The organism is Roseovarius mucosus DSM 17069 (genome assembly GCF_000768555.3).
GTDB lineage: Bacteria > Pseudomonadota > Alphaproteobacteria > Rhodobacterales > Rhodobacteraceae > Roseovarius > Roseovarius mucosus.
Window position 1 is genome coordinate 159,521 of record NZ_KN293979.1, and the last position, 23,597, is coordinate 183,117.

General features: G+C 64.0%; 19 protein-coding genes and 1 tRNA gene. 6 read left to right on the plus strand and 14 right to left on the minus strand.

Annotation, left to right across the window (positions count from 1 at the left end):
- Window positions 1-11 precede the first annotated feature (11 nt).
- The 9 genes from fliM to rpiA form a co-directional block, all read right to left on the minus strand.
- On the minus strand, window positions 12-989 hold the full coding sequence (fliM, locus tag ROSMUC_RS09840; protein ID WP_037272450.1) for a flagellar motor switch protein FliM: 978 nt from the start codon (window positions 987-989) through the stop codon (window positions 12-14).
- A gap of 8 nt (window positions 990-997) precedes the next feature.
- Complete coding sequence (locus ROSMUC_RS21310) at window positions 998-1,333, minus strand: flagellar basal body-associated FliL family protein (protein ID WP_245875152.1); 336 nt, start codon at window positions 1,331-1,333, stop codon at window positions 998-1,000.
- A 249-nt stretch (window positions 1,334-1,582) separates the two neighbouring features.
- On the minus strand, window positions 1,583-2,917 hold the full coding sequence (locus ROSMUC_RS09850; protein WP_052115307.1) for a flagellar hook-length control protein FliK: 1,335 nt from the start codon (window positions 2,915-2,917) through the stop codon (window positions 1,583-1,585).
- A gap of 143 nt (window positions 2,918-3,060) precedes the next feature.
- Window positions 3,061-4,473 (minus strand): Do family serine endopeptidase, encoded by a 1,413-nt coding sequence (locus ROSMUC_RS09855; RefSeq protein ID WP_245875161.1) that lies wholly within the window; start codon window positions 4,471-4,473, stop codon window positions 3,061-3,063.
- Between the two features lie 198 nt (window positions 4,474-4,671).
- Window positions 4,672-4,869: a DUF2065 domain-containing protein gene (locus ROSMUC_RS09860; protein WP_037272462.1), complete on the minus strand. Its 198-nt coding sequence runs from the start codon at window positions 4,867-4,869 to the stop codon at window positions 4,672-4,674.
- Window positions 4,866-5,738, minus strand: coding sequence for a protease modulator HflC (gene hflC / locus ROSMUC_RS09865; RefSeq protein ID WP_037272466.1), 873 nt, complete (start codon window positions 5,736-5,738; stop codon window positions 4,866-4,868). Before hflC ends, ROSMUC_RS09860 begins: the two co-directional genes overlap by 4 nt.
- Before the next feature lie 4 nt (window positions 5,739-5,742).
- Window positions 5,743-6,894 (minus strand): FtsH protease activity modulator HflK, encoded by a 1,152-nt coding sequence (hflK, locus tag ROSMUC_RS09870; RefSeq protein WP_037272468.1) that lies wholly within the window; start codon window positions 6,892-6,894, stop codon window positions 5,743-5,745.
- Window positions 6,895-6,963: 69 nt separating this feature from the next.
- Window positions 6,964-8,319 carry a glutathione-disulfide reductase gene (gene gor / locus ROSMUC_RS09875; RefSeq protein WP_037272470.1) on the minus strand — a complete coding sequence of 452 codons (1,356 nt, stop codon included), beginning with the start codon at window positions 8,317-8,319 and terminating at the stop codon, window positions 6,964-6,966.
- A 10-nt stretch (window positions 8,320-8,329) separates the two neighbouring features.
- Window positions 8,330-9,118 (minus strand): ribose-5-phosphate isomerase RpiA, encoded by a 789-nt coding sequence (gene rpiA / locus ROSMUC_RS09880; RefSeq protein ID WP_037272471.1) that lies wholly within the window; start codon window positions 9,116-9,118, stop codon window positions 8,330-8,332.
- A gap of 154 nt (window positions 9,119-9,272) precedes the next feature.
- Here rpiA and ROSMUC_RS09885 point away from each other — a divergent pair, with 154 nt between their 5' ends.
- Window positions 9,273-10,787 carry a YifB family Mg chelatase-like AAA ATPase gene (locus ROSMUC_RS09885; RefSeq protein WP_037272472.1) on the plus strand — a complete coding sequence of 505 codons (1,515 nt, stop codon included), beginning with the start codon at window positions 9,273-9,275 and terminating at the stop codon, window positions 10,785-10,787.
- Here the strand turns inward: ROSMUC_RS09885 and ROSMUC_RS09890 are convergent.
- From ROSMUC_RS09890 to rsmI, 4 genes are read right to left on the minus strand one after another with little or no spacing between them, the layout of a single operon-like run.
- Window positions 10,774-11,652 (minus strand): alpha/beta hydrolase, encoded by an 879-nt coding sequence (locus tag ROSMUC_RS09890; protein ID WP_037272473.1) that lies wholly within the window; start codon window positions 11,650-11,652, stop codon window positions 10,774-10,776. The two genes, ROSMUC_RS09885 and ROSMUC_RS09890, sit on opposite strands and share 14 nt — an antisense overlap.
- A complete protein-coding gene (gene gshB / locus ROSMUC_RS09895) occupies window positions 11,649-12,584 on the minus strand; it encodes a glutathione synthase (RefSeq protein ID WP_037272475.1) in 936 nt (311 codons plus the stop codon). Before gshB ends, ROSMUC_RS09890 begins: the two co-directional genes overlap by 4 nt.
- A 58-nt stretch (window positions 12,585-12,642) precedes the next feature.
- Window positions 12,643-13,077 (minus strand): YraN family protein, encoded by a 435-nt coding sequence (locus ROSMUC_RS09900; RefSeq protein WP_037272477.1) that lies wholly within the window; start codon window positions 13,075-13,077, stop codon window positions 12,643-12,645.
- Window positions 13,078-13,080: 3 nt separating this feature from the next.
- Complete coding sequence (gene rsmI, locus ROSMUC_RS09905) at window positions 13,081-13,959, minus strand: 16S rRNA (cytidine(1402)-2'-O)-methyltransferase (protein ID WP_425442787.1); 879 nt, start codon at window positions 13,957-13,959, stop codon at window positions 13,081-13,083.
- Window positions 13,960-14,043: 84 nt separating this feature from the next.
- Here rsmI and ROSMUC_RS09910 point away from each other — a divergent pair, with 84 nt between their 5' ends.
- From ROSMUC_RS09910 to ROSMUC_RS09920, 3 genes are all read left to right on the plus strand, one after another.
- Window positions 14,044-15,222 carry a penicillin-binding protein activator gene (locus tag ROSMUC_RS09910; RefSeq protein ID WP_037272479.1) on the plus strand — a complete coding sequence of 393 codons (1,179 nt, stop codon included), beginning with the start codon at window positions 14,044-14,046 and terminating at the stop codon, window positions 15,220-15,222.
- A 46-nt stretch (window positions 15,223-15,268) separates the two neighbouring features.
- On the plus strand, window positions 15,269-18,034 hold the full coding sequence (locus ROSMUC_RS09915) for a [protein-PII] uridylyltransferase (RefSeq protein ID WP_037272482.1): 2,766 nt from the start codon (window positions 15,269-15,271) through the stop codon (window positions 18,032-18,034).
- A gap of 241 nt (window positions 18,035-18,275) precedes the next feature.
- Entirely contained in the window at window positions 18,276-20,627 is a 2,352-nt protein-coding gene (locus ROSMUC_RS09920) for a DUF6851 domain-containing protein (RefSeq protein ID WP_037272975.1), read from the plus strand.
- 115 nt (window positions 20,628-20,742) lie between these two features.
- Here the strand turns inward: ROSMUC_RS09920 and ROSMUC_RS09925 are convergent.
- A tRNA-Pro gene (locus ROSMUC_RS09925) sits at window positions 20,743-20,819 on the minus strand.
- Window positions 20,820-21,080: 261 nt separating this feature from the next.
- On the opposite strand from ROSMUC_RS09925, the gene ROSMUC_RS09930 reads away from it, so the two are divergent.
- On the plus strand, window positions 21,081-21,947 hold the full coding sequence (locus tag ROSMUC_RS09930) for a GAF domain-containing protein (protein WP_037272485.1): 867 nt from the start codon (window positions 21,081-21,083) through the stop codon (window positions 21,945-21,947).
- A 123-nt stretch (window positions 21,948-22,070) separates the two neighbouring features.
- Window positions 22,071-23,591 (plus strand): aldehyde dehydrogenase, encoded by a 1,521-nt coding sequence (gene adh / locus ROSMUC_RS09935; protein ID WP_037272488.1) that lies wholly within the window; start codon window positions 22,071-22,073, stop codon window positions 23,589-23,591.
- Window positions 23,592-23,597: the final 6 nt, after the last annotated feature.

The following is a 23,597-nucleotide window of genomic DNA, read 5'->3' on the forward strand; positions in this document are numbered from 1 at the left end:
TTTCCTCGGGATCAGGGTTCAATACGGTGGGTAAGCGAGAGCGCGGCACGGCCATTCTGCGCGCCCGGTTCGGCATCAAAGAGCGGCGTGCCTTCGACAAGCAATTGCGGGCGTAGTGTCAGATCGATCGGCACCACGCGGCCGGGGCGTAGCCCCGTGAGGGCGCTGATCGGCACATTGGGTTCGGCCAGACGCGCCGTGACATTGAGGGGCACGGCCATCACCGCCTCGCGCAGGCGGTTGCGCCAGCGCAGGTCATCGGCCACCTGATCGGACTGCATCCGCGAGCGCAAGCGCGCAGCAATGGGTTTGAGCGCCTGTAGCGGATAGATGAGGTCCAGCGTGGCCGGGTCCGCCTCGGGCAGCTGAATGATGAAGGAGCAGCAGACGACCTTTTCCTCGCTTTCAACGAATGTTGCGAATTGCAGGTTGTCCTCGTGTATCGGGTTGGCAAACTCGAGCGGGATAAGATCGCGCCACGCGGCCTCGAGTGCGCGGTAGATGCCTTTGGTCACGATCTCGATCACGCGCGTCTCGCTGGCGGTGAATTCGGCGCGACCACCCGGCAGATAGGCGATATTGCCGCCGTAATAGGCATTGGTCAGCAAGGATACGAAATTGGGCGGCAGCATGATGAGCTGATTGCTGCGCAGCGCATCGACGCGGGCGGTGGTGAGGCTGACAAAGTTTTCCAACTCGTCGCAATAATGCGAAAAGCTTTTGACCTCGGGTGGAAAGGCGGAGATGCGCGGGTGCATCCGCAAGAACGGCAGGAACACAGGGCGTGCCAGACGGCAAAAGCGTTCGTTGACCATGCGCAACCCGTGATAGTCACCCATGATCGACAGGTTGTCAGAGCCGAATTTGTAGCGCTTGACGTTCTCGGTGCCTTGGTTCTGCTCTTTCTCCATGTCGAGCAGACCGTCGACAAGGGCTGCGACCTCGTTCGAGCTGAGTTTGTGGGTGGCGCTGGTGGTGGGGCGGGCCATGGTGCGACCTATTGCAGAACAAAGGAGGGAAAGAACACGCCCTCGATGCCGCCAAACCCTTCGAGCGCCTCGAGCCGGGTGTTGATCGCGGTCTTGAGCGCCTCGGCCAGGGCCTCGCGCCCGGCGGTGCCTTCGACATCCTCTTCGGCAAAGCCCGAGATCACGGCAAGCATATCCGAGCGCAGCGCCATGGCGTGGGTTTCGACATTGGCGATGACGCTCTCGTCATATTGGGTCGAGACACCGACGCCGATCTGAAGAAACCGGCGCGAACTTTTGAGGTTGGTGGTCAGCGGGTCGGGAAACTCGTGGTAGCGGGTTTCGAAGACGGGCGCTTCGGGCATTTCCTTGGGTATACGCTTGGGGGCCGCCCTCGGCGTCGCCCGCAGCCTCGGAGGCGGCGGTTTCCAGTTCGATGAGGCGCAGCACCTCTTGCGACGGCGACAGCGCCCCGCCGGAGAGGTAGAATCCCGCGCCAAAGCCGCCGCCGCCAAGAATGAGCGCCATCAAGAGCCAGACGAGCATCTTCTTGAGAAAGCCCCCCTTGGGGCGGGCATCGAGATTGGGGAGTGCAGCATCGGCCATGGGGAACCTCAGGCGATCAAGTCAATGGAAGAGCGCGCAGGCGCGCGCGGGGACAGTGGTTGTGATGCGGTGTCATCAAAGGCGGTCGCGTTGCCCTGCGGACCCGGTTCGGTGCCGGGATGGCCATTGCCGCGCGGGTTGGCATCGCCGCCCGTCGTGCCAAAGCCCGCTGCGCCGCCTGAGCCGCCCGTCGTGGTGGTGGACTGGCTCCCCATCTCAAGCCCGGCGCGGGCCATGGCCTCGGCCAGACGCGGCTGGGCCTCGGCCATGGCGCGGGCGGCCTCGGGCGTTTCGGTCACGATATGCACATGGGTCACGCCGTCTTGGGTCTCCAGCCGGATTTGCAGCGGGCCAAGACGCTCGGGCGTGAGCGTGAGTGTCAGGTTGTCGAGCGCGGCGCTGGCGCTCTGGCGGATGTCCTGCACCATTTGCTCGGGCCACTGAGGGGCCGCGAGATCGAGGGTCTGGGGCAGGGGCGCTGTTGCCAGCGGTGCAGGGGCGCTGCCGGGCAGGGCGGGCTGGGGCGCGGCAAGGACGCTACCCTCTGTGGTGGCCAGGGTTGGTGGCGGGGCGGCCTCTGCGCTGAGGGCAGGGCTGTTGGGCGCGCTGTCGCCTGTGGGCACGGGGGCCGTGGGCGGCGCGGGCACCAGAGGGGCCGCCATGGGCAGGGTCGGAGCGGCGAGACTCGGCACCTCGGATGCCTCTGGATCTTTGGTGAGGTCCGGTTTGTCGCCGGTGTCCGGCTCGGACGTCGGCTGTGCCACCTGTGCCGCAACGGACGGGATGGCGGGCTGGGTTTGCGGCGTGGTTGGGTCAGGCAGGGCTATGGCCTCGGTGCCCATAGCCTCGGGGCCCGTGTCTTCGGCGTCGGTGGCGTCGGTGGCGTCGATGGCATCGGTTCCGGTATCCTCGGGCAAGTTCTGGGCCTCGGTGAGTGTATCTAACCCGGATGGGGTGATGGGCGCGGCAGAAGGTTGCGCCGCAATGGCAGGCGGTGGCAGTGCGGGTGTTGCCGGTGCTGGGGCAGTCGCCGGTGCTGCGGGGGCTGCGGCCATTGGGGACAGAAGGTCAACAGAGGAAGGGACAGAGGCAGGGACAGAGGCAGGGACAGAGCCCATCCGGGCCATGTCTGGCGCAGGCACAGGCGCAAGCGGTTGTGCCGATGCCTGCACGGAGGGCTGGACAGGGGCCTGAACGGGTGTTTGGACCGGGGTCTGCGCCGCATTCAACAGGGCAGAAAAGCCCTGGATCGGCATGCCAGAACCTTGGCCAAGCGCCGCAGCGGCACGGCCGGGGGCCGTGGCAGCGGGGGTGGGAAGGCTGGTCAATACCGGGGCGGTCATACTGGGCTCCGTCTGGGGGTCAGTCCAGAGGGTGCAAGCATCATGCCAAGCGGGCGGCGGGTGCGGGCCCCGTCAAACGGGCCCGGTGCAATGAAAAAGGCACCCCGGAGTGGGGTGCCTTTGCCGCCCATATGTGCGGGCGTTTACTTGTTGTCTTCGAGCGAGAGCGCCACGAAACGCGGATCGCCGCCGCTGCGCACCAGCATCAGCAGGGATTTGCGCCCCGCTTCCTTGGCCTCGGCAATACGGTCGTCGAGATCGGCAATCGTGGCCACCTTCTGCTGTCCGGCCTCGGTGATCACGTCGCCCATGCGCAGGCCCTTTTCATAGGCCTCGGACAGCTCATCGATATTGACCACGACCAGACCGGTTGCGTTATTGTCCAGCTCGAGTTGCGACCGCAACTCATCGTTGAGCGGGGTCAAGGTCAGGCCAAGCATGGTCTTTTCCACCGGGGCCTCTGGCGTCGCATCTTCGCCGGGTTGCGCCACGGGAATGGCACCCTCGGCCTCTTCGCGGCGGCCCAGCGTGATCTTGAGCGTGGTGGTCTTGCCCTCACGGAACACGACCACGCGGACGGTCTTGCCCACCTCGGTATTGCCCACGGTGCGCACAAGGCTGCGCGTGTCCGACACATCCTGCCCGTCAAAGGACATGATCACGTCGCCGGCCAGCATGCCAGCCTCGGCGGCGGGACCCTCGGGCACATCCGTGACGAGCGCACCTGCGGCTTTCTCAAGCCCCATCGCCTCGGCCACATCGGCGGTCACGTCCTGAATTCGCACGCCCAGCCAGCCACGCCGCGTCTCGCCATATTCCTGCAACTGATCGACCACGCGCTTGACCACGTTCGAGGCCATGGAAAAGCCAATGCCGATCGAGCCGCCGGTGGGGCTGAGGATTGCGGTGTTCACGCCAACCACCTGACCGTCGAGATTGAAGAGCGGACCGCCCGAGTTGCCCCGGTTGATGGCGGCATCGGTCTGGATATAGTCGTCATAGGTGCCGCTGAGCGCGCGGTTGCGCGCCGACACGATCCCGGCAGAGAGCGAGAAGCCCTGACCCAGCGGGTTGCCCATGGCCAGCACCCAATCGCCCACGCGCGCGGTGTCGCTGTCGCCAAAGCTGACGAAGGGCAGCGGCTTGTCCGCCGTGACCTTGAGCAGGGCGATGTCGGTCTTGGGGTCGGTGCCGATCACTTCGGCGGGCAGGGTTTCGCCGGAAAAGAATTCGATCAGGATCTCATCCGCGCTTTCGATCACGTGGTTGTTCGTGACCACAAAGCCATCCTCGGAAATCACGAAACCCGAACCAAGCGCGGACGAGCGCTGTGGCCGGTCGCCTTCGCCCAAGCGGTCGCGGAACTGCTCGAAGAAATCCTCGAAGGGCGAGCCTTCGGGCACGATGGGGGCGGGGCCTTTGCCCCGTTCCACCACGGTCGAGGTGGTGATGTTCACGACCGCCGGGCTGATCTTGTCGGCCAGATCGGCAAAGCTGTCGGGCCGCGCTGCTGCGGACATTGCCTGCGCGATCAACAGCCCAACCATCAGGGCCATGACCCAGAGCGCCCGCAGGCCGGTGGACAGGGATCGTGTTTCGGAAATCGTTTGGGTCTTCACACCAATGTCTCCTTTGGTTCGTGCATTGGGCGACAAACGCGCGCCCCTCTTGCACTGGAATGTATGCGGTCTTTGCGCGATGGCAAAGGTCGCAGGATCAATTCACAGCCATGTGACCGCTTTGACGCGGCAAGATCAAGCGCCAAGCGTCTTGGCCGCCCAGACGAGGATCAGCCCCAACACCAGCGCAATCGCCCCCATCAGGCGCCGCGCCTCGGTGGGCAGTGCTGTCAAGGCCACCAGCATCTGTTCAATGAGCGAAGGGGCCAGCGCATAGACCAGCCCCTCCACAATCAGCACCAGTCCCAGCGCGAGCAGGGCAGTTTCGATCATTCCTGTGCCGTTCCCGACTTCAGATAGTCGAAAAATTCGCTATCCGGCGTCATAACCATGGTCGAATTCTTGCCTTGCAGCGCTTTTTCATAGGCCTCGAGCGAGCGGTAGAAGGAATAGAACTCCTGATCCTGACCATAGGCCTCGGCGTAGATCGCGCTGCGTTCTGCGTCAGCCTCGCCTCGGATCACCTGCGCTTCACGTTCGGCATCCGAGAGGGTCTCGGTCACGGTCCGGTCGGCAAGCGCGCGCACCCGCTGCGCCGCCTCGTTACCGCGTGCGATCTCGTCGGCGGCTTCGCGCTCACGCTCGGCGCGCATCCGGGCAAAGGTCGCCTCGAGGTTCTGCTCGGGCAGGTTGGTCTGCTTGAGGCGCACATCCACCACGTCAAGGCCAAGGCCCGCCGCGCTGGTCTGGGCCTGCCGCTGGATGCGGCGCATCAACTCGCGGCGATCCTCGGACAGGATGGTGTCGGATGTCACCTGATCGGCACCCAGAACTTCACGGATCTGTGCATTGAGGATCGACGACAGCCGGTCCTCGGCCAGACGCACGCCGCCCACACCCACGGCCTGACGGAACTGCACCGCGTCGCGGATGCGGTAACGGGCAAAGGCATCGACCACGAGACGACGATCATCCGACGGCGTCACCTCGATGGTGTCGGTATCGAGCGACAGGATGCGGTCGTCATAGCGCACCACCTCCTGAATGAAGGGGATCTTGAACGAGAGGCCCGGCTCTTCCTTGACGGCCTTGATCTGACCGAATTGCAGCACCAGCACCTTTTCACGCTCGTCCACGACAAAGATCGACGAGAGGCCCAGAAAGCCCAGAACGACCACAAGAGGAATTAGAAATTTCGTCATGCTCTTAGTTCCCCTGATCTGTCGTGTTGCGGCGCAGTTCGTTCAGCGGCAGGTAGGGCACGACGCCGTTGCCGCCTTCGCTGCCGATGATCGAGTTGTCGAGGATGGTCTTGTCGATATCGCCCAGAACCCGCTCCATCGTCTCGATATAGAGACGTTTGCGCGTGACTTCGGGCGCCTTGGAGTATTCCGTGAGAACCGAGGTAAAGCGGCTGGCGTCACCCTGTGCCTCGTTGACCACGCGGGCACGGTAGCCCTCGGAGTCCTCGAGGATTTGTGCGGCCTGACCGCGCGCCTCTGCCAGTGCCCGGTTGGCATAAGCATCCGCCTGCCGTTGCAGACGGTCGCGTTCCTGTTCAGCGGCCTGCACTTCGCGGAAGCTGTCGATCACCTCGCGCGGCGGATCGGCCTTGTCGAGGTTGACCCGCACGACCTGAATCCCGCTGTCATATTCGTCAAGCGCCTCTTGGATGTTACGCATCGCGCTGTCGGCGATGATGCCACGATCCCGGTTGAGAATGGGGGCCAGATTGGACGCGGCAATGATCTCGCGCATGACCGATTCCGATACCGCCTGCACAGTCAGTTGCGGATCGCGGATGTTGAAGAGCAATTTCGCCGGATCAGAGATGTTCCACACGACCTGAAAACCGATATCGACGATATTGGCATCGGTGGTCAGCATCAGCCCCTCTTCACGCCCGCCGGTATTGCGGCCGATGTCCTCAGTCCGTTCGGAGGTGACGTTGACGATTTCGGCGGTCACGATGGGCCATGGGGCAAAGTTCAGACCGGGATTGCCGGTCTTGTAGTAGGCGCCCAGAAACAACTCGACCGATTGCTCTTCGGGCTTGACCGTATAGACGCTGGCGAAAACCCAGAGTGCCACGGCACCCAAGGCCGCAAGGCCAATCGTGCCTTTGCCGAACTGTGGTCCGCCTTCGCCGCCGGTGCCACCGCCCCGGTTGCCGCCGCCACGCCCGCCCATGAGAACGCGAAGCTGATCCTGACCCTTGCGCACCAACTCATCGATTTCGGGCAGTTGCGGTCCTCCTTCGGGAGGGCGCCGACCGCCCCCGTTGTTGCGGTCGCGATCATCACCGCCACCGCCCGAATTACCGCCGCCGCCCCATGGGCCGCCAGAGTTTCCAGCCATACGTTTGTCTTCCCTTGTTGTCCTGCCGTTCCCGGCTTGTCTCACAACCTGTGCAGCACAGGCGAAAAATCAAGCGGTGCGCACAGGCGTTTTCATCGTTACCAGCTCTTCCGACATGGTCGGATGCACCGCCACGGTGCGGTCGAAATCCTCTTTCGTGGCCCCCATTTTGACGGCGATGCCCGCCAGTTGGATCATCTCACCCGCGCCGGGGGCGACGATATGACACCCCAGCACCTTGCGGGTGGCCTGACTGACGATCAGTTTCATCAGCACCCGGTCAGGACGCCCGGCAAAGGCCGAGTGCATGGGCCGGAACGAGGTTGCATAGACCTCGATCGGCTCTTGATCGCGCGCGGCCTCTTCGCTCAGCCCCACGGTGCCCATTTCCGGTTGGGTGAAAATCGCGGTGGGGATGAGATCGTGATCGACAGGCGTCGGGTTGCCGTTGAACACCGTCTCGACAAAGGCCATGCCTTCGCGGATCGCCACGGGCGTGAGGTTGACGCGGTCGGTCACATCGCCAATCGCATAGACCGACGGCACGCCGGTCTGGCTATAGCGGTCGACGACAATCTCGCCCTTGCGGCCCACGGCAACGCCTGCGGCCTCCAGGCCCAGATTTTCCGTATTGGGCGCACGCCCGGTGGCGAACATCACCTCTTCGAATACCGCTTCGCTGCCGTTGGTGCCGGTCACGCGATAGCCGCCGTCGACCTTTTCCATGGTCTCGATATTGGTGCCCAGATGCAGGGTGATCCCCGAGGCAATCATCTCGTCCGAGACCAGCCCGCGCGCCTCTTCGTCAAAACCGCGCAGGACTTGTGCGCCGCGATAGAACTGCGTGACCTTGACCCCCAAACCGTTGAGGATACAGGCGAATTCACAGGCTATATAGCCGCCGCCGATGATCAGGATCGATTTGGGCAGGCGCTCCAGATGAAAGATGTCATTGCTGGTGATCGCATGGTCCGCGCCGGGCAGATCGGGCTTCACGGGCCGCCCGCCGGTGGCGATGAGGATATGCTTGGCGCTGTGACGCGTGCCATCGGCCAATTCCACGGTGTGCGGATCAACCAGCCGTGCCCGGCTGTCATAGGTCTCGACGCCGTTGTTTTTCAGGATGCCGCGATAGACCGTTTCGAGCCGGTCCAATTCCGCATGCAGCTTGTCCCGAAAGGTGGCCCAATCGAAGCCGCCGGCATGGACCGTCCAGCCATAGGCCTGCGCATCGGCCATCGCCCCGCGATATTCCGAGGCAAAGACCATCAGTTTCTTGGGCACGCAGCCGCGAATGACGCAGGTGCCGCCATAGCGATCCTCTTCGGCCAGGGCCACGCGCGCGCCGCCCTGTGCCGCAACCCGCGCCGCGCGCACCCCGCTAGAGCCGCCGCCGATCACGAAAAGATCGTAGTCGAATGCCATGCCTGTCCCCTCAATCCGTCAGGTCGCGAAAGAGATTGTCGGTCTCGACAAAGTCGAGCCGGTCTTCTTCGACCGTTCCTTCGTTTATGTCGCGGGTTTCCACCCGGCCATCGCCATAACCCAGAATGACCACATCGCAGATATCAAGGAAAAGCCCGTTTTCAACCACCCCCGGCATCTGATTGAGCGCCATCGAGAGTTGATGCGCGGCACCGATGCGGCCCAGATGCAGATCGAGAATATAATTGCCCTCATCGGTGATGAAGGGCCGCGTGCCGTTCATCCGCAGCGTGGCATCGCGCCCCAGCACATCCATGTTGATCAAGAGTTCCTCGACCAGCGATTTCGTCGTCTGCCAGCCAAAGGGGATCACCTCGACCGGCAGGGGGAAGGCGCCCAGCGCCTCGACCTCCTTGCCGACATCGGCGATCACGATCATCTGGTCAGAGGCCGTCGCCACGATCTTTTCCTGCAAGAGCGCGCCGCCGCCACCCTTGATCAGGTTGAGATTGCTGTCGAATTCATCTGCCCCGTCGATGGTGAGGTCGAGCCATTTCGCCTCATCCAGGCTGATCACCTCGATGCCTACCTCTCGCGCCAGCTCCGCCGTGCGCGTCGATGTCGGCACGCCGCGAATGCGCAGGCCGCCGTCGCGCACCATCTCGCCCAGACAGCGCACCATCCAGGCGGCCGTCGATCCGGTGCCAAGGCCCACGCGCATCCCGTCCTCGACGAAATCCACCGACCGTTTGGCGGCAACGAACTTGGCCTTGTCGATCGGCGACAATTCTCCGGTCATGGCAGCGACTCCCCGACTGTTTCGCAGGGGTTATAAGAGAGATGCCGCGCAGGTGCGAGACCGAATTCGCCCAAGCGACCGGGGGGCAAGCGTTAACCATTCCTAAACCCCTGCCGCGCTACGCATTAACCTTGTCTGATGAATAGGGGACCGCATGGTCGCGCGCGCCTATACTGTGGCCTTTGAGGGGGTCGAGGCCAAGCCCGTGGAGGTGCAATGTGCCATCACGCCGGGCGTGCCCGCCTTTTCCCTCGTGGGCCTGCCCGACAAGGCGGTGTCCGAGGCGCGCGACCGGGTGCGTGCGGCGCTCTCGGCCATGGCCATCGCCCTGCCGTCGCGGCGGATCACCATCAACCTCTCGCCCGCCGACATGCCCAAAGAGGGCAGCCATTTTGACCTCCCCATCGCGCTCGCCCTCTTGGCGGCGCTCGAAATCATCCCGCATGATGCCGCCGAGGGCACGACGGCATTGGGGGAATTGTCGCTCGACGGCACGTTGGTGCCGGTGATCGGCGCGCTGCCCGCCGCCATGGCCGCCGCCGAGGAACATCGCATCCTGCTCTGCCCCAAGGCCTGCGGCCCCGAGGCGGCCTGGGTGGGGGCGGTGCAGGTTATTGCGGCGGCATCGCTCTCGGATGTGGTGCGCCACTACACCGGGCAGGCGCCCATCCCCGCCTCTGACCCCGGCGAGGTGATCGCAGCACCGCAGGGCCGTGACCTGCGCGACGTCAAGGGACAGGAGCGGGCAAAGCGCGCGCTGGAAATCGCGGCGGCAGGCCGTCACCACCTGATCATGATCGGCACGCCGGGATCCGGCAAATCCATGCTGGCCGCGCGTATGCCGGGTATCCTGCCGCCACTCTCGGCCCCAGAGGCGCTGGAAACCTCGATGATCCATTCGCTTGCCGGGCTCTTGTCAGAGGGCGGCATCAACCGCGCCCGCCCCTTTCGCGAGCCGCATCACACCGCCTCGATGGCCGCGATTGTCGGCGGCGGGCGCAGCGCCAAGCCGGGGGAAATCAGCCTTGCGCATAATGGCGTGCTCTTCATGGATGAATTCCCGGAATTTCCCCGCACCGTGCTGGAGACCCTGCGCCAACCGATAGAGACCGGCGAGGTGATGGTCGCCCGCGCCAATGCCCATGTGAAATATCCCTGCCGTTTCATGCTGATCGCTGCCGCCAACCCTTGCAAATGCGGCTATCTGAGCGACCCCAACCGCGCCTGTTCGCGTGCGCCCAATTGCGGCGAGGATTACATCGGGCGCATTTCCGGCCCGCTGATGGACCGCTTCGATCTGCGGATCGAGGTGCCGCCCGTGGCCTTTGCCGATCTCGATCTGCCCGCCTCCGGCGATGCCTCGGCCACGGTTGCAGAGCGCGTGGCGGGGGCGCGGGCGGTGCAGGCGGCGCGCTTTGCGGGCCACGCCCATATGCGCCTCAACGCCGATGCCGAAGGGGCGGTGCTCGACGATATCGCCACACCCGATGCCGAGGGCCGCGCCCTTGTCACCCGTGTCGCCAGCCGCTTTGGCCTGACGGCGCGGGGCTATCACCGCGTGTTGCGCGTCGCGCGCACCATCGCCGATCTCGACGGCTCGGACCATGTCCGCCTGCCGCATGTCGCCGAGGCGGTCAGCTTTCGCATCGCCGGGGTCAAAGAGACCTGATCCACCGCGCCAGATCGCGCAGGGTTTGCCCTGCCTCGGGCAAAACATTGTGAAAGATGGGCCAGACATGCGGATGGTCGGGCTTGAGGGTCGCCACGCTCTGCACCCCCTGCGCCACCAGCGCGGCCTGCATCCGCAGCGTGTCGTCGCGCAGGATTTCGGTATCGCCCACGGTCATCCACACGGGCGGCGCGCCGGTGAACCGGCCAAAGAGCGGCGAGGCGCGCGGATCGCGCGGGTCTTGGCCGTGCAAGAACATCTCCAGCATCTCGCCAATCCGGGTGGCCGACAGCACGCAATCGCGCGCGGCATTCTCGGCAACGGAGGCGCCGGAATAGGTCACATCGGTGAGCGGCGAAAAGGCAAAGACACCCATGGGCGGGGCGAGGCCCTGCGCCAAAATCTCGTGCAAGAGCGCCAGCGCCAGCCCGCCGCCCGCACTATCGCCGCCAATGATCACCTCATGCGTCGCCCGGAGCGCGCGGTAACACGCCAGCGCATCGTCGATCTGCGCCGGAAAGGGATGCTCGGGTGCCAGCCGGTAATCGGGCAGACAGGCGGGCAGGCCGGTCAGCGCCGACAGCTTGGCCAGCATCGCGCGATGCGTGGTCGAGGTGCCAAAGACATAGGCCCCGCCATGGAAATAAAGGATCACGGGTGCAGGTTGCACACTACGGGCCCGCGCCCATTGCACCGGCACCCCGCCGAGGCTGGCGCGTTCAAACGACGTGCCAAGCGGGGCATGGAAATAGAGCCGGGATTTGAACGCAAAGGACCGCCTGAGGCGGTCCTTGTCATGGCGCGCCAGCGCCGGCTTCTCGAACCAGCGCAGGTGGCGGTTCAAGAGGCGCAGCTGCCAGCTCATCCCCGCCGCGCCGCGATGGCATCCCAGATCAGCCCCGCGCCATTGGTGCCATCAAACCGCTCCAGCTCTTGCAAGCCGGTGGGCGAGGTCACGTTGATCTCCGTGAGGTAATCGCCGATCACGTCGATGCCCACGAAGATCTGCCCCTTCTCGCGCAGGAGCGGCCCGATGGTGGCGCAAATCTCGCGGTCGCGGGCCGTCAGCTCTACCTTTTCAGCCCGCCCGCCCACATGCATGTTCGAGCGCGTCTCGCCCTGCGCGGGCACGCGGTTGATGGCCCCGATCGGTTCGCCATCGACCAGAATCACACGCTTGTCGCCCTTGCTGACGGCGGGCAGGTATTTCTGGACAATCAGCGGCTCGCGGCTGAATCCGGTGAACATCTCATGCAGGCTGGCGAGATTCCGGTCGCTCTCGGGCAGGTGGAACACGCCCGCGCCGCCGTTGCCATAAAGCGGCTTGAGGATCACATCGCCGTGCCGTGCGCGAAAGGCCCGGATCGTGTCCAGGTCGCGGGCAATCGCGGTGGGCGGCATGAGTTGGGGGAAATCGAGGATGAGCAGCTTTTCAGGATAGTTGCGCACCCAGAAGGGATCATTCACCACCAGCGTGCCGGGGCTCAGCCGCTGCAGGATATGGGTCGTGGTGATGTAGAACATATCGAACGGCGGATCCTGCCGCAGCCAGACCACATCGAAGGTGCTCAGATCGACAGTCTGCTCCGCGCCCAGCCGAAAATGGTCGCCCTGCACCCGCTGCACCGTCAGCGGCCAGCCCCGCGCCGTCACCCGCCCCTCGTCATAGGCCAGCCGGTCGGGCGTGTAGTAAAACAGCTCATACCCCCGCGCCTGCGCCTCTTCCGCGAGGCGAAAGGTGCTGTCCCCGTTGATATTGATCGGCCCGATCGGGTCCATCTGAAAAGCGATTTTCATATCCTGCCCCTTTTCACCGTCTCCTGCCTACATGCGGCAAGAGCGCGGGGGGCGCAATTCAGAAATGACCAAAGGCGTTCTCGAGGATGCGCACATCCCCCCGGCCATCCACGATCCCCAGGTCGAACCGGACCGGGGCCAATTGCCCCTCGGGCAAGAGGCCAAGATATTCCGAGGCCGCCGCATGAATCCGCCGCATCTGGCCTTGATGCAGCCGCTCGATGGCCAGGTCGAAACTGGCCGCTTGCTTGACCTCGCAAAAGACATAGGTATCGGGCGCGCGCAGGATCATGTCGATCTCGCCGCTTTGCCCGCGCCAGCGCTGCTGCAAGAGCGCCACCGAGCACCGTTCATAGGCACGCAACACGGCCGCCTCCGCCGCCTGACCCGAGAGATAGGCCCGCCGCCCCCGGTCCTGACGGCGCAAGAGGTCGGGCGGCACCACAATCGCCGTCCCGCCAACGGCCTCGAAATCAAACGCCAGTTGCCGCATCTCTTACTCCGCCTCTGTTTGCCCGCCCTTTGACAGAAAGAGCGCCCGTTGATAGACCTCGCGCCGCGGCGTGCCTGTGTTCGCCGCCACAAGATCCGCCGCATCGCGCACAGAATGCCCCTTCAGCGCCTCCAACACCAAATGGTCTAAATCGTCTTCCTTAATTTTCTCCAAACCGCCGCGATCAATAATCACGACAATTTCGCCTTTCGGTGGCGCATCGGCCCAGATCTGGGCCAATTCCTCCAGTGTGCCGCGCCGGACTTCTTCGAATTTCTTGGTCAATTCACGACAGACTGCCGCCGAGCGCGCAACCCCCAGCACTTCGGCCGCATCGCGCAGCATCGCCGCCACCCGCTTGGGTGATTCGTAAAAGGCCAGCGTCGCGGGCACGCTCGCCAGTTCCCGGAGCACCGCCTTGCGCTTGGAGGCGGTGTTGGGCAGGAAGCCCGCAAAGAGAAACCGATCCGTGGGCAGGCCCGCCAGCGTCAGCGCCGTGATCACCGCCGAAGGGCCGGGGGCCGAGACAAGGTCAAACCCCGCTGCCACCGCCGCGCGGCCCAGATCGAACCCGGGATCCGCCACCATCGGTGTGCCCGCCTCCGAGGCATAGACCACCGATTGCCCGGCCTCGAGCGCCGCCAGAATCCGGGGCCGCATCTGCGCGCCATTGTGATCGTGATAGGGCCAGAGCGGGCGCTCGCCCAAGGACACGCCGTGAATTTCCATCAGCCGCCGCAGGCTACGGGTATCCTCGGCCACCAGCACATCCGCCGAGGCCAAGATGTCGAGCGCGCGCAGCGTGATGTCGCGCGCGGTCCCGATGGGGGTGGCAATCAGATAGAGACCACCGGCCAGTTTCTGCTGTTTGGGATTCACCACTGGACCCGCTCCGTATGACCGTTATGATTGTCCGCAATCGCGTCTGGCCAAGGGCAAAGCGCAACAAGGGAGTGAGAGATACGCATGTTCGCCGTTTTACACATCATCCGCAAGTCGTTCGCCGGCTCTTTCCTTGTGCTTGCCGCGCTCTTTCTCGCCGCCTGTCAGCCGGTGTCGGTGGCCACCCCGGGCGGTGGCGGTACGGCCCCTTCGGGACCGGTTCCAGTGGCGCTCCTCGTGCCGCATGGCAGCGCGGATGCGCAAGAGGCGCAGTTGGCGCGTGATCTGGAAAACGCCGCGCGGCTTGCCGTGTCGGACCTTGCGGGGGTGCAGATCGACCTGCGCGTCTATGGCACCGCAGGCCAAGCACAGCAGGCGCAGCAGGCGGCCCTCAATGCTGCCGCGGATGGTGCGCGTATCATCATCGGGCCGCTCCACGCCGAATCGGCCAATGCCGTGGCGGTCGCCATGGCCCCGCGCAACATCAACGTGCTGGCCTTTTCCAACAACCCGACCATTGCGGGCGGCAATCTCTTCATTCTCGGGCAGACCTTCCAGACCACTGCCAACCGGCTTGCGGATTTTGCCTCCCGCCAGGGTAAATCCCGGATCATGGCGGTCTATTCCGACAATCTCGCGGGGCAATTGGGGCGTGCGGCGATTGAGCAGGCGGTGCGCGACAATGGCGCGACGCTGGCGGGCAGCGTGGGCTACGAATTCTCGCAAGAGGGCGTGATCGACGCCATTCCCAAGATCAAGAGTGCCGCCGAGACCAATGCCGCCGATGCGATTTTCCTGACCGCAAATTCCGCCGGTGCCCTGCCACTCTTTTCCCAGATGCTGCCGGAGAACGGGCTGGGCCCTGACCGGGTGCAATATATCGGCCTTTCGCGCTGGGATACCCCGCCGCAGACGCTCGATCTACCGGGGGTTCAGGGGGGCTGGTTCGCCCTGCCGGACCCGGCGCGCGCCAGCCAGTTCACCCAGCGTTTCAGCGCCGCCTATGGCAACGCGCCGCATCCGATCGCGAGCCTGTCCTACGACGGCATCGCCGCAGTCGGGGCCTTGGTGAAATCCGGCAACCGCGAGGCGCTGGGGCGCAATGCGCTCACTCAATCCGCCGGGTTCCAGGGCGTGAGCGGCGTCTTTCGCTTTCGTTCCGATGGCAGCAACGAGCGGGGCCTGGCCGTGGCCACGATCCGCGACAAGCGCGTGACGATCCTGTCGCCGGCACCCCAGAGCTTTGGCGGGGCCGGATTTTGAGCCGCGCCGGTCAAACGTGCTCTGACACGGGTGTGAAACGCCTGACATGATCCAGCCCATCACGGTGCGGGACGATCTGATCTGTCCCGCCGAGACGATTTTCGATGTTCCCGCCGTCGCGGCAGAGGTCGCGCAGGCCGTGGCCGAGGCCGGGCCGGACATGGGCGCGCTGCGCCGGGCGGTCGTCTCCTGCCTGAGCGCCCGCATTGCCCAAGGCCGCGCCGCGATTGCCGAGGGGCTGGCGGCCCAGCCCTTTGCCGCGCGCGCCACCACCCGCGCCTATTGCTGGCTCACGGATTGCGTGATCCTGACCACGCTCGATGTGGCCACCCGTGTGATGCACCCGCTGCCCAACCCGACCGAGGCCGAGCGCATCGCCGTCTTTGCCGTGGGCGGTTATGGCCGTGGAGAAATGGCCCCGCATTCCGATGTAGACCTGCTGTTTCTCACGCCCTACAAGATCACCCCCTGGGCCGAGAGCGTGATTGAATCGATGCTCTACATGCTCTGGGATCTGCGGCTCAAGGTGGGCCATGCCAGCCGCACCATCCGCGACTGCCTGCGCTTGGGCGCAGAGGATTACACGATCCGCACCGCCCTCCTCGAAAACCGCTTTCTGGCGGGCGAAGGCGATCTGGCCGAGAAACTCAATCAACGCCTCTGGGACGATCTCTTCAAGGGCACTGAGCGCGCCTTTGCCGAGGCCAAGCTGGCGGAACGCGACGCGCGGCACGAAAAGCAGGGCGAGCGCTATATGGTCGAGCCCAATGTCAAAGAGGGCAAGGGCGGTCTGCGAGACCTGCAATCGCTGTTCTGGATCGCCAAATACCTGCACCGCGTCCGTGATGTGAGCGAACTCGTGGCCTTGGGCATGTTCACCCCCGAGGAATTTGCCACCTTTGCCAAGGCCGAAAACTTCCTCTGGGCGGTGCGCTGTCATCTGCATCTGATCATCGGGCGGCCCAATGACCAGCTCACCTTTGACATGCAGGTCGAGGTGGCGCAGCGCATGGGCTACAAGGACACCGCCGCCCGGCGCGGGGTCGAAATCTTCATGCAGGATTATTTCCGCCACGCCACCGCCGTGGGCGATCTGACGCGCATCTTCCTGACCAAGCTCGAGGCGACGCAGATCAAGTCCGAGCCGCTGTTGCAAAGGCTCCTGCGCCGCCGCAAGACGCTGAAAGAGGGCTATGTCGAGGTGCATGGCCGCCTTGGCATCGTCGATCCCAAGGGGTTTCTTGGCGATCCGCTCAACCTCTTGCGCCTGTTCGAAGAGGCGCTGCGTACGGGCCTCTTGATCCATCCCGACGCGATGCTCCTCGTCTCTGCCAATATCGGGCTGATCGACGAGCGTATGCGCAATGACCCGGCGGCACAGAAGCTCTTTCTCGACCTCCTGCTGAAACACGGCAATCCTGAACGCGCCCTGCGGCGGATGAACGAATTGGGCGTGCTATCGGCCTTTCTGCCCGAATTCGAACCCATCGTGGCGATGATGCAGTTCAACATGTATCACCACTACACGGTGGATGAGCATATCATCCAATGTATCAGCCACCTGGCCCAGATCGAGCGGCGCGAATTGATCGAGGAACTGCCGGTCTCTTCCTCCATCCTCAAGGAGGGGATCAACCGGCGCGTGCTCTATGTCGCGCTTCTCTTGCATGACATCGGCAAGGGGCGCGAAGAGGATCACGCCATCCTGGGCGCGCGCATCGCACGCCGCGTTGGGCCCCGTCTGGGGCTGAAGCCGCGCGAGGTGGATACCGTGGAATGGCTGGTGCGCTATCACCTTCTGATGTCCGACATGGCGCAGAAACGCGACATTGCCGATCCCCGTACCGTGCGTGATTTCGCCAAGGCGGTGCAGACGCGCGAGCGGCTTGACCTCCTCTTGCTGCTCACCGTTTGCGATATTCGTGGCGTGGGCCCCGGCACCTGGAACAACTGGAAGGCGTCGCTTTTGCGCGCGCTCTACCGCCAGACCCGCCGCGCCATGGAAGGCGGGCTTGAGGATCTCAACCGCGAACAGCGCGGCTCGGATGCCAAGCGCAACCTTCGCGAGGCGCTGCCCGGTTGGGATGCCAAGGACCTCAAGCACGAGACCTCGCGCCATTACCCACCCTATTGGCAGGGGCTGCATGTCACCGCGCATGTGGTCTTTGCCCGCCTCCTGCACAATCTGCACGAGGATGAGATCGCCATTGATCTGGCGATTGACGAGGACCGCGACGCGACCCGCGCCTGTTTCGCGCTGGCCGATCATCCGGGCATTTTCTCGCGTCTGGCGGGGGCCCTGGCGCTGGTGGGGGCCAATGTGGTGGACGCGCGCACCTATACCTCCAAGGATGGATTTGCCACCGCCGTTTTCTGGATACAGGACGCCGATGGGCACCCGTTCGAGGCCGACCGCCTGCCGCGCCTGCGCAACATGATCCAAAAGACACTGAAGGGCGAAGTGGTCCCGCGCGAGGCGATCAAATCCCGCGACAAGCTCAAGAAACGCGAACGCGCCTTCCGCGTGCCCACGCATATCACCTTTGATAACGATGGCTCGGAAATCTACACGATCATCGAGGTGGACACCCGCGACCGTCCCGGCCTGCTCTATGACCTCACGCGGACCTTGGCGGCCAACAACGTTTATATCGCCTCCGCCGTGATCGCGACCTTTGGTGAACAGGTGGTCGATACATTTTACGTCAAGGATATGTTCGGGCTGAAATTCCACTCCGAGAGCAAACGCGCCGCGCTCGAACGCAAACTCCGCGCGGCCATCGCCGAAGGGGTCGAACGCGCCTCGATGTGAGGCGGCTGTGCCCCTCTCCACCCTGGAGGGGCGCATTCACAACCCTGCGTCGTGGGGTGCACGGCCTCCGCTCGCGTAGGTTCGGGCGCGCCGTGAGTCTGTGCAAAAATCCAGAATAATCGTTAATAGTGCAGGGTATCTCTCAGAAATTCCTTGATCTGAATCAAGGATACACGCAAACGTTACGCACCGTCATTTTGCGTGACCGGTGACGGACACCTTTGATCAACAGGAAGAATTTATGGAACCTATTCAACAATCTGTCGTCGCCCAGTGGAATGAACTTCAACTTGAAGTAATCCGCGAAGGCGGACCAGCCCCCACACCCACAACCTATCAACTGCACCTTGCGAATGCGGCGATCTACGATGCCTATGCCGCATTGTCGACCACTGCCTCGGGCCACTACTCCGAGATCGAGACCTCGCTCGAGAACACCGATGCAAACTTGGCCGAGGCGATCAGCTATGCGGCCTTCACGGTCATGAGCCAGCTTCACCCGGAAAGAGCCGCTGATTTCGAAGCCTTCCTTGTGGACCTCGGATACGACCCGGCCAATGTCTCGACCGATCCGGACACGGCGGCCGGTCTTGGCAATCTGGCGGCGCAGAATGTCTTTGCCGCCCGTGCCGATGACGGCTCGAACTTCGAGAATGATTTTGCTGATACCACCGGCTTCGTGCCCGTGAACGAGGCTGATCCGACCTCGGATCGTGCGCCCGGTGGCGAGAATTTCGATCCCAACCAGTGGCAGCCGCTGCGCGAGCCGAATGGCACGCTGACCGATGACAACGGTATTCCGATCTTTGACAATGATGATCCCAGCACCTTCAAGGATCAAAGCGCCCTGACCCCGCATTGGGGCGGCGTTGACGGTTTCGCCCTGACGTCGGGCGATCAGTTCCGTCCGCCCGCACCGCCGCAACTCGGTGATTTCTCCGAGTATGTCGACGGGCTTGGCAATGTCACCACGGGCGATGCCGCCTATCGCGCACAAATCGGCCAAGTGCTCGAAATCTCTGCCAACCTGACCGATGAGCAAAAGCTGATTGCCGAATACTGGGCCAACGGTCCGCGCGGCGAGACACCTCCGGGTCACTGGTTCCAGATCGCTCAGGATCTGGCGCTGCGCGACGGCCATGGCAATGCGCAGGACGCCGAGATGTTCTTTGCGCTTAGCACCGCCATTTTCGACGCCGGGATCGCGACCTGGGAGGCGAAATACACCTATACCTACATTCGCCCCTATTCGGCCATTCGTGATCTCTTCTTCGATCAGGAAATTCAGGCATGGGGCGGTCCGAACCAGGGCACCCAGACCATCCTTGGCCAGAACTGGCTGCCGTATCAGGATGTGACGGCGCCCACGCCGCCCTTCCCCGAATTTGTTTCGGGTCACTCGACCTTTTCGGCAGCCGCCGCGCGGACCCTGGCCGCCTATCTGGGCAGCGATGCCTATTACGATGGCACCAGCGTCAGCAACTATGACCTCGACGGTGTCGAAGGTCTCGACCTGCTTGGCGAATTCGTCACCTCTGAGCTGACCTTCGAGGATCGCGCCGATGGCGGTGATCCGATCGTGCTGCGGTGGGAAACCCTGACCGAGGCAGCGCAGGAAGCGGGACAGTCCCGCATTTTCGGCGGCATCCACATTCAGGACGGCAACTTGTTCGGTCTGCAAGTGGGCGAGCAGGTTGCGGAAAACGCCCAAGCACGGTGGAGCGCGCTCTTCTCCAACGGCGGGTCGGATTTCATCACCCTCTCCGATGACGGCGCGCTTGCCCTTGCGGGCGCTGGCAATGACAGCGTCGTCGGCGGGGCCGGGGACGACACGATCGAAGGCGGCGCAGGCGATGACGTGCTGGCCGCCAGCGACGGCAATGACTTCGTGCTCGGTGAGGATGGCGCTGACCGGATCGGCGGCGGCCTGGGCAATGACACGATTGACGGCGGCGCCGGCGATGACGTGATCGGCGCAGGCCAAGGCGATGACATAGCCGCAGGTGGTGACGGCAATGACGTGGTCAGCGGTGGTGCCGGCAATGATACGCTGGGCGGTGGCGCGGGCGACGATTCAATGTCCGGCAGCTTTGGCAGCGACAGCATCGATGCAGGCGACGGCAATGACATCGTCGGCGGCGGCACTGGGCAGGATACGATCCTGGGCGGCGCAGGCGACGATCAGATCGGCGGCGGCGAAGGCGATGACGATATCTTCGGCGGTGACGGCAACGACTTCCTCGCAGGCGGTGGCCGTGATGACATCATCGACGGTGGCGCGGGCAATGACACGATCAATGCCGGAGCTGGCAATGACGAGATGTCGGGCGGCGAAGGCGCGGACCTCTTCGTGTTCAACGAATTTGTCGCGGGCGATTTCGACCTCATCACCGATTTCGAGGTGGGGATCGACAGCTTCTTCATCCGTGTCGACGACCTCGACAACGGTGGCAACGGGCTTCAGGGCTTCGTTGACGCGCTTGGCATCGTCGATACCGTGGCCGGTGCCCAGTTCAACGTGAACGGCAACGACGTGCTCGTTGAGGCCGTGCTGGCCGCAGATCTGACGCTCGACAGCTTTACGTTCCTGTGATCGCGGGCGGGGGGCGGATGCCGCCCCCTGTCACCGTTTGACAGACGCGGACCACAAAAAAACAAAGGCCCCGAAAGGGGCCTTTTTCATGCGGCGTTCGTCTCAAGGGTGTCACTGGTCGGGCTGAGAGGATTCGAACCTCCGACCCCCTGCTCCCGAAGCAGGTGCGCTACCAGGCTGCGCTACAGCCCGACCGTGAGACAGGCGATTATACCGCGTGGCGGGGCATTGCAAGGGGTTTCGCGGTGTTTTGCCCGCGCTGTGCAACCGGTCCGAAGGTCGGATTGACAGGGCAGGCGCCACTGGCATCTAAAGAGACATTCCATCGCTGCCGGGATTGCAAGAGGCCCCCAGATCGCCCATCGCCGCACCCATATCGACAAGGTTCTCGAGGAATCGCAGTCAGCCTCTGCGCCCGCGCGCTCGCGCATCGTCGCCTCTTGGCGGCGCTCGATGCTCAAGCATGGGCTGGACCCCGCCGAACGCCGCGCGCCGGGGCGGGTAGAGGCCAGCGATCTTGTTGCCCGCCAGGGCGCGCAGGCGCAATTCCTGCAAGTGGCCGCACCCAAACTCGATCAGCTCTTCGGCCTTGTCGGCCATTCCGGCTGTGCCGTGCTCCTGACCGATGCCGAGGGGGTTGTTCTGGATCAACGCTGCGCGCAGGGCGATGCCGCGATCTTTCAGGACTGGGGCCTCTGGCAGGGTGCCGATTGGTCCGAGGCCTCCGAGGGCACCAACGGGATCGGCACCTGTCTTGCCGAGGATCGCCGTGTCATCATCCACCGGGATGAGCATTTTCTGGCGCGCAACACCGCCATGAGCTGTATGGACGCGCCGATCTATGGCGCGGATGGGCGCATCATCGGTGCGCTCGATGTGTCCTCGGCCCGTTCCGACCAGACCGAGGCATTCAACCGCCTGATCGCCGCGATGGTGGCCCAGACCGCCCGCCAGATCGAGGCCGACAATTTCCGCGCCGCCCATCCGCGCGCTCGTATTCTCTATGCCGACCACGACGAAACCGAGGCGGCGATGCTGCTCGCGGTCGATACCGATGACATCGTCGTGGGTGCCACCCGCGCCGCGCGCAAGGCGTTCAATCTGGGGGCCACCGGGCCGATCCGCCCTGTTCCCGCCTCTGACATCTTTGATCGCGAGGATGGCCCCAGCGGCTTTGAGCGGGCAGAGCGGGCAGCGGTGATTCGCGCCCTTGCCCGCGCGTCCGGCAATGTGTCCGAGGCGGCGCGCGCTTTGGGTATCGGCCGCGCCACGCTCTATCGCCGGATGAAACGGCTGGGGATCGGTGAAAACCTGCATTGATGTGTCTCACTCCTGAGACAGGTGGGCCGCCCGGTGCCCCGCCCCCCCGGTGACGCAAGCCGGGGCAGGGCGCATTCTCTGGTCATTCCCGGCGGAGGACCGGGCGCAACCGGAGGAACCCCAATGAACGAGATGACCCAAGTCGCGGGCAGCTATGCCTCGCCCTTCAAGACACGCTATGACAATTTCATCGGCGGCACATTCGTGCCCCCCGTCAATGGCCGCTATTTCGACAATATCACGCCCATCACCGGCGAGGTGATCTGCGAGGTCGCCCGCTCCGACGCGATGGATGTGGAACTGGCGCTTGATGCCGCCCATGCCGCGCGCGAGGCCTGGGGCCGTACCTCGGCCGCTGAGCGCTCCAACACCCTGCTCAAGATCGCCGATGTGCTCGAGGCCAATCTCGACCTCTTGGCGCAGGCCGAAACATGGGACAACGGCAAGCCCATTCGCGAGACGACCAATGCCGACATCCCGCTGGCCGTCGATCATTTCCGCTATTTCGCAGGCGTCCTGCGCAGCCAAGAAGGCACCATGTCCGAGATCGACCATGACACGGTCGCCTATCATTTCCACGAACCCTTGGGTGTGGTGGGTCAGATCATCCCGTGGAATTTCTCGATCCTGATGGCGGCGTGGAAACTCGCCCCGGCCTTGGCCGCTGGCAATTGCATCGTGCTGAAACCGGCCGAACAGACCCCTGCCGCGATCATGGTTCTGGCCGAACTCGTCGCCCCTCTCCTGCCCGCCGGTGTGCTCAACATCGTCAACGGCATGGGGGCCGAGGTTGGCGCGCCGCTCGCCAAATCCACCCGCATCGCCAAGATTGCCTTTACCGGCTCGACCGCGACAGGCCGCAAGATCATGGAGGCCGCGACCGAGAACCTCATTCCCGTGACGCTGGAACTGGGCGGCAAATCCCCCAACATCTTCTTCTCGGATGTGATGGCCGCCGATGACGCCTTTCTCGACAAGGCGGTCGAGGGCTTTGTTCTCTTTGCCTTCAATCAGGGCGAGGTTTGCACCTGCCCCAGCCGCGCGCTGATCCAGGAAGACATCTATGAAGAGTTCATCGCGCGCTGCATCGCCCGCGTGAAGGCCATTCAGCAGGGCGACCCGCGCGAGATGACCACAATGGTCGGCGCACAGGCCAGCCTGCAGCAGTTCGAAAAAATCATGTCCTACTTCACCATCGGTGTGGAAGAGGGGGCCGAGGTGCTGGTCGGTGGCGACGCTGCCCGCTTCAACGGCGAGATTGCGGGCGGCTATTACATCCAGCCTACCATCCTCAAGGGCCACAACAAGATGCGCGTGTTCCAGGAAGAAATCTTTGGCCCGGTCGTGTCCGTGACCACCTTCAAGGACGAGGCCGAGGCGCTCGCCATCGCCAATGACACGATGTATGGCCTTGGGGCCGGGGTCTGGACCCGCGATGGCACGCGCGCCTACCGCTTTGGCCGGGCTATCGAGGCGGGCCGCGTCTGGGTCAACAACTATCACGCCTACCCCGCCCACGCGGCCTTTGGCGGCTACAAGCAATCGGGCATCGGGCGCGAGACCCACAAGATGATGCTGGATCACTACCAGCAGACCAAGAACATGCTGGTCAGCTACAATCCCAACAAGCTCGGGTTTTTCTGAAGGTTC

Bases quoted from the DNA above. Each gene is read 5' to 3' on its own strand.
- hflC (WP_037272466.1), bottom strand. From the start codon at position 5,738: ATGACGAAATTTCTAATTCCTCTTGTGGTCGTTCTGGGCTTTCTGGGC.
- ROSMUC_RS09860 (WP_037272462.1), bottom strand. From the start codon at position 4,869: ATGATCGAAACTGCCCTGCTCGCGCTGGGACTGGTGCTGATTGTGGAG.
- ROSMUC_RS09920 (WP_037272975.1), top strand. From the start codon at position 18,276: ATGGAACCTATTCAACAATCTGTCGTCGCCCAGTGGAATGAACTTCAA.
- hflK (WP_037272468.1), bottom strand. From the start codon at position 6,894: ATGGCTGGAAACTCTGGCGGCCCATGGGGCGGCGGCGGTAATTCGGGC.
- ROSMUC_RS09885 (WP_037272472.1), top strand. From the start codon at position 9,273: ATGGTCGCGCGCGCCTATACTGTGGCCTTTGAGGGGGTCGAGGCCAAG.
- rpiA (WP_037272471.1), bottom strand. From the start codon at position 9,118: ATGACCGGAGAATTGTCGCCGATCGACAAGGCCAAGTTCGTTGCCGCC.
- gshB (WP_037272475.1), bottom strand. From the start codon at position 12,584: ATGAAAATCGCTTTTCAGATGGACCCGATCGGGCCGATCAATATCAAC.
- ROSMUC_RS09900 (WP_037272477.1), bottom strand. From the start codon at position 13,077: ATGCGGCAACTGGCGTTTGATTTCGAGGCCGTTGGCGGGACGGCGATT.
- ROSMUC_RS21310 (WP_245875152.1), bottom strand. From the start codon at position 1,333: ATGCCCGAAGCGCCCGTCTTCGAAACCCGCTACCACGAGTTTCCCGAC.
- ROSMUC_RS09850 (WP_052115307.1), bottom strand. From the start codon at position 2,917: ATGACCGCCCCGGTATTGACCAGCCTTCCCACCCCCGCTGCCACGGCC.
- gor (WP_037272470.1), bottom strand. From the start codon at position 8,319: ATGGCATTCGACTACGATCTTTTCGTGATCGGCGGCGGCTCTAGCGGG.
- ROSMUC_RS09930 (WP_037272485.1), top strand. From the start codon at position 21,081: ATGCTCAAGCATGGGCTGGACCCCGCCGAACGCCGCGCGCCGGGGCGG.
- ROSMUC_RS09890 (WP_037272473.1), bottom strand. From the start codon at position 11,652: ATGAGCTGGCAGCTGCGCCTCTTGAACCGCCACCTGCGCTGGTTCGAG.
- ROSMUC_RS09910 (WP_037272479.1), top strand. From the start codon at position 14,044: ATGTTCGCCGTTTTACACATCATCCGCAAGTCGTTCGCCGGCTCTTTC.
- ROSMUC_RS09915 (WP_037272482.1), top strand. From the start codon at position 15,269: ATGATCCAGCCCATCACGGTGCGGGACGATCTGATCTGTCCCGCCGAG.
- ROSMUC_RS09855 (WP_245875161.1), bottom strand. From the start codon at position 4,473: ATGGCCCTGATGGTTGGGCTGTTGATCGCGCAGGCAATGTCCGCAGCA.
- adh (WP_037272488.1), top strand. From the start codon at position 22,071: ATGAACGAGATGACCCAAGTCGCGGGCAGCTATGCCTCGCCCTTCAAG.
- fliM (WP_037272450.1), bottom strand. From the start codon at position 989: ATGGCCCGCCCCACCACCAGCGCCACCCACAAACTCAGCTCGAACGAG.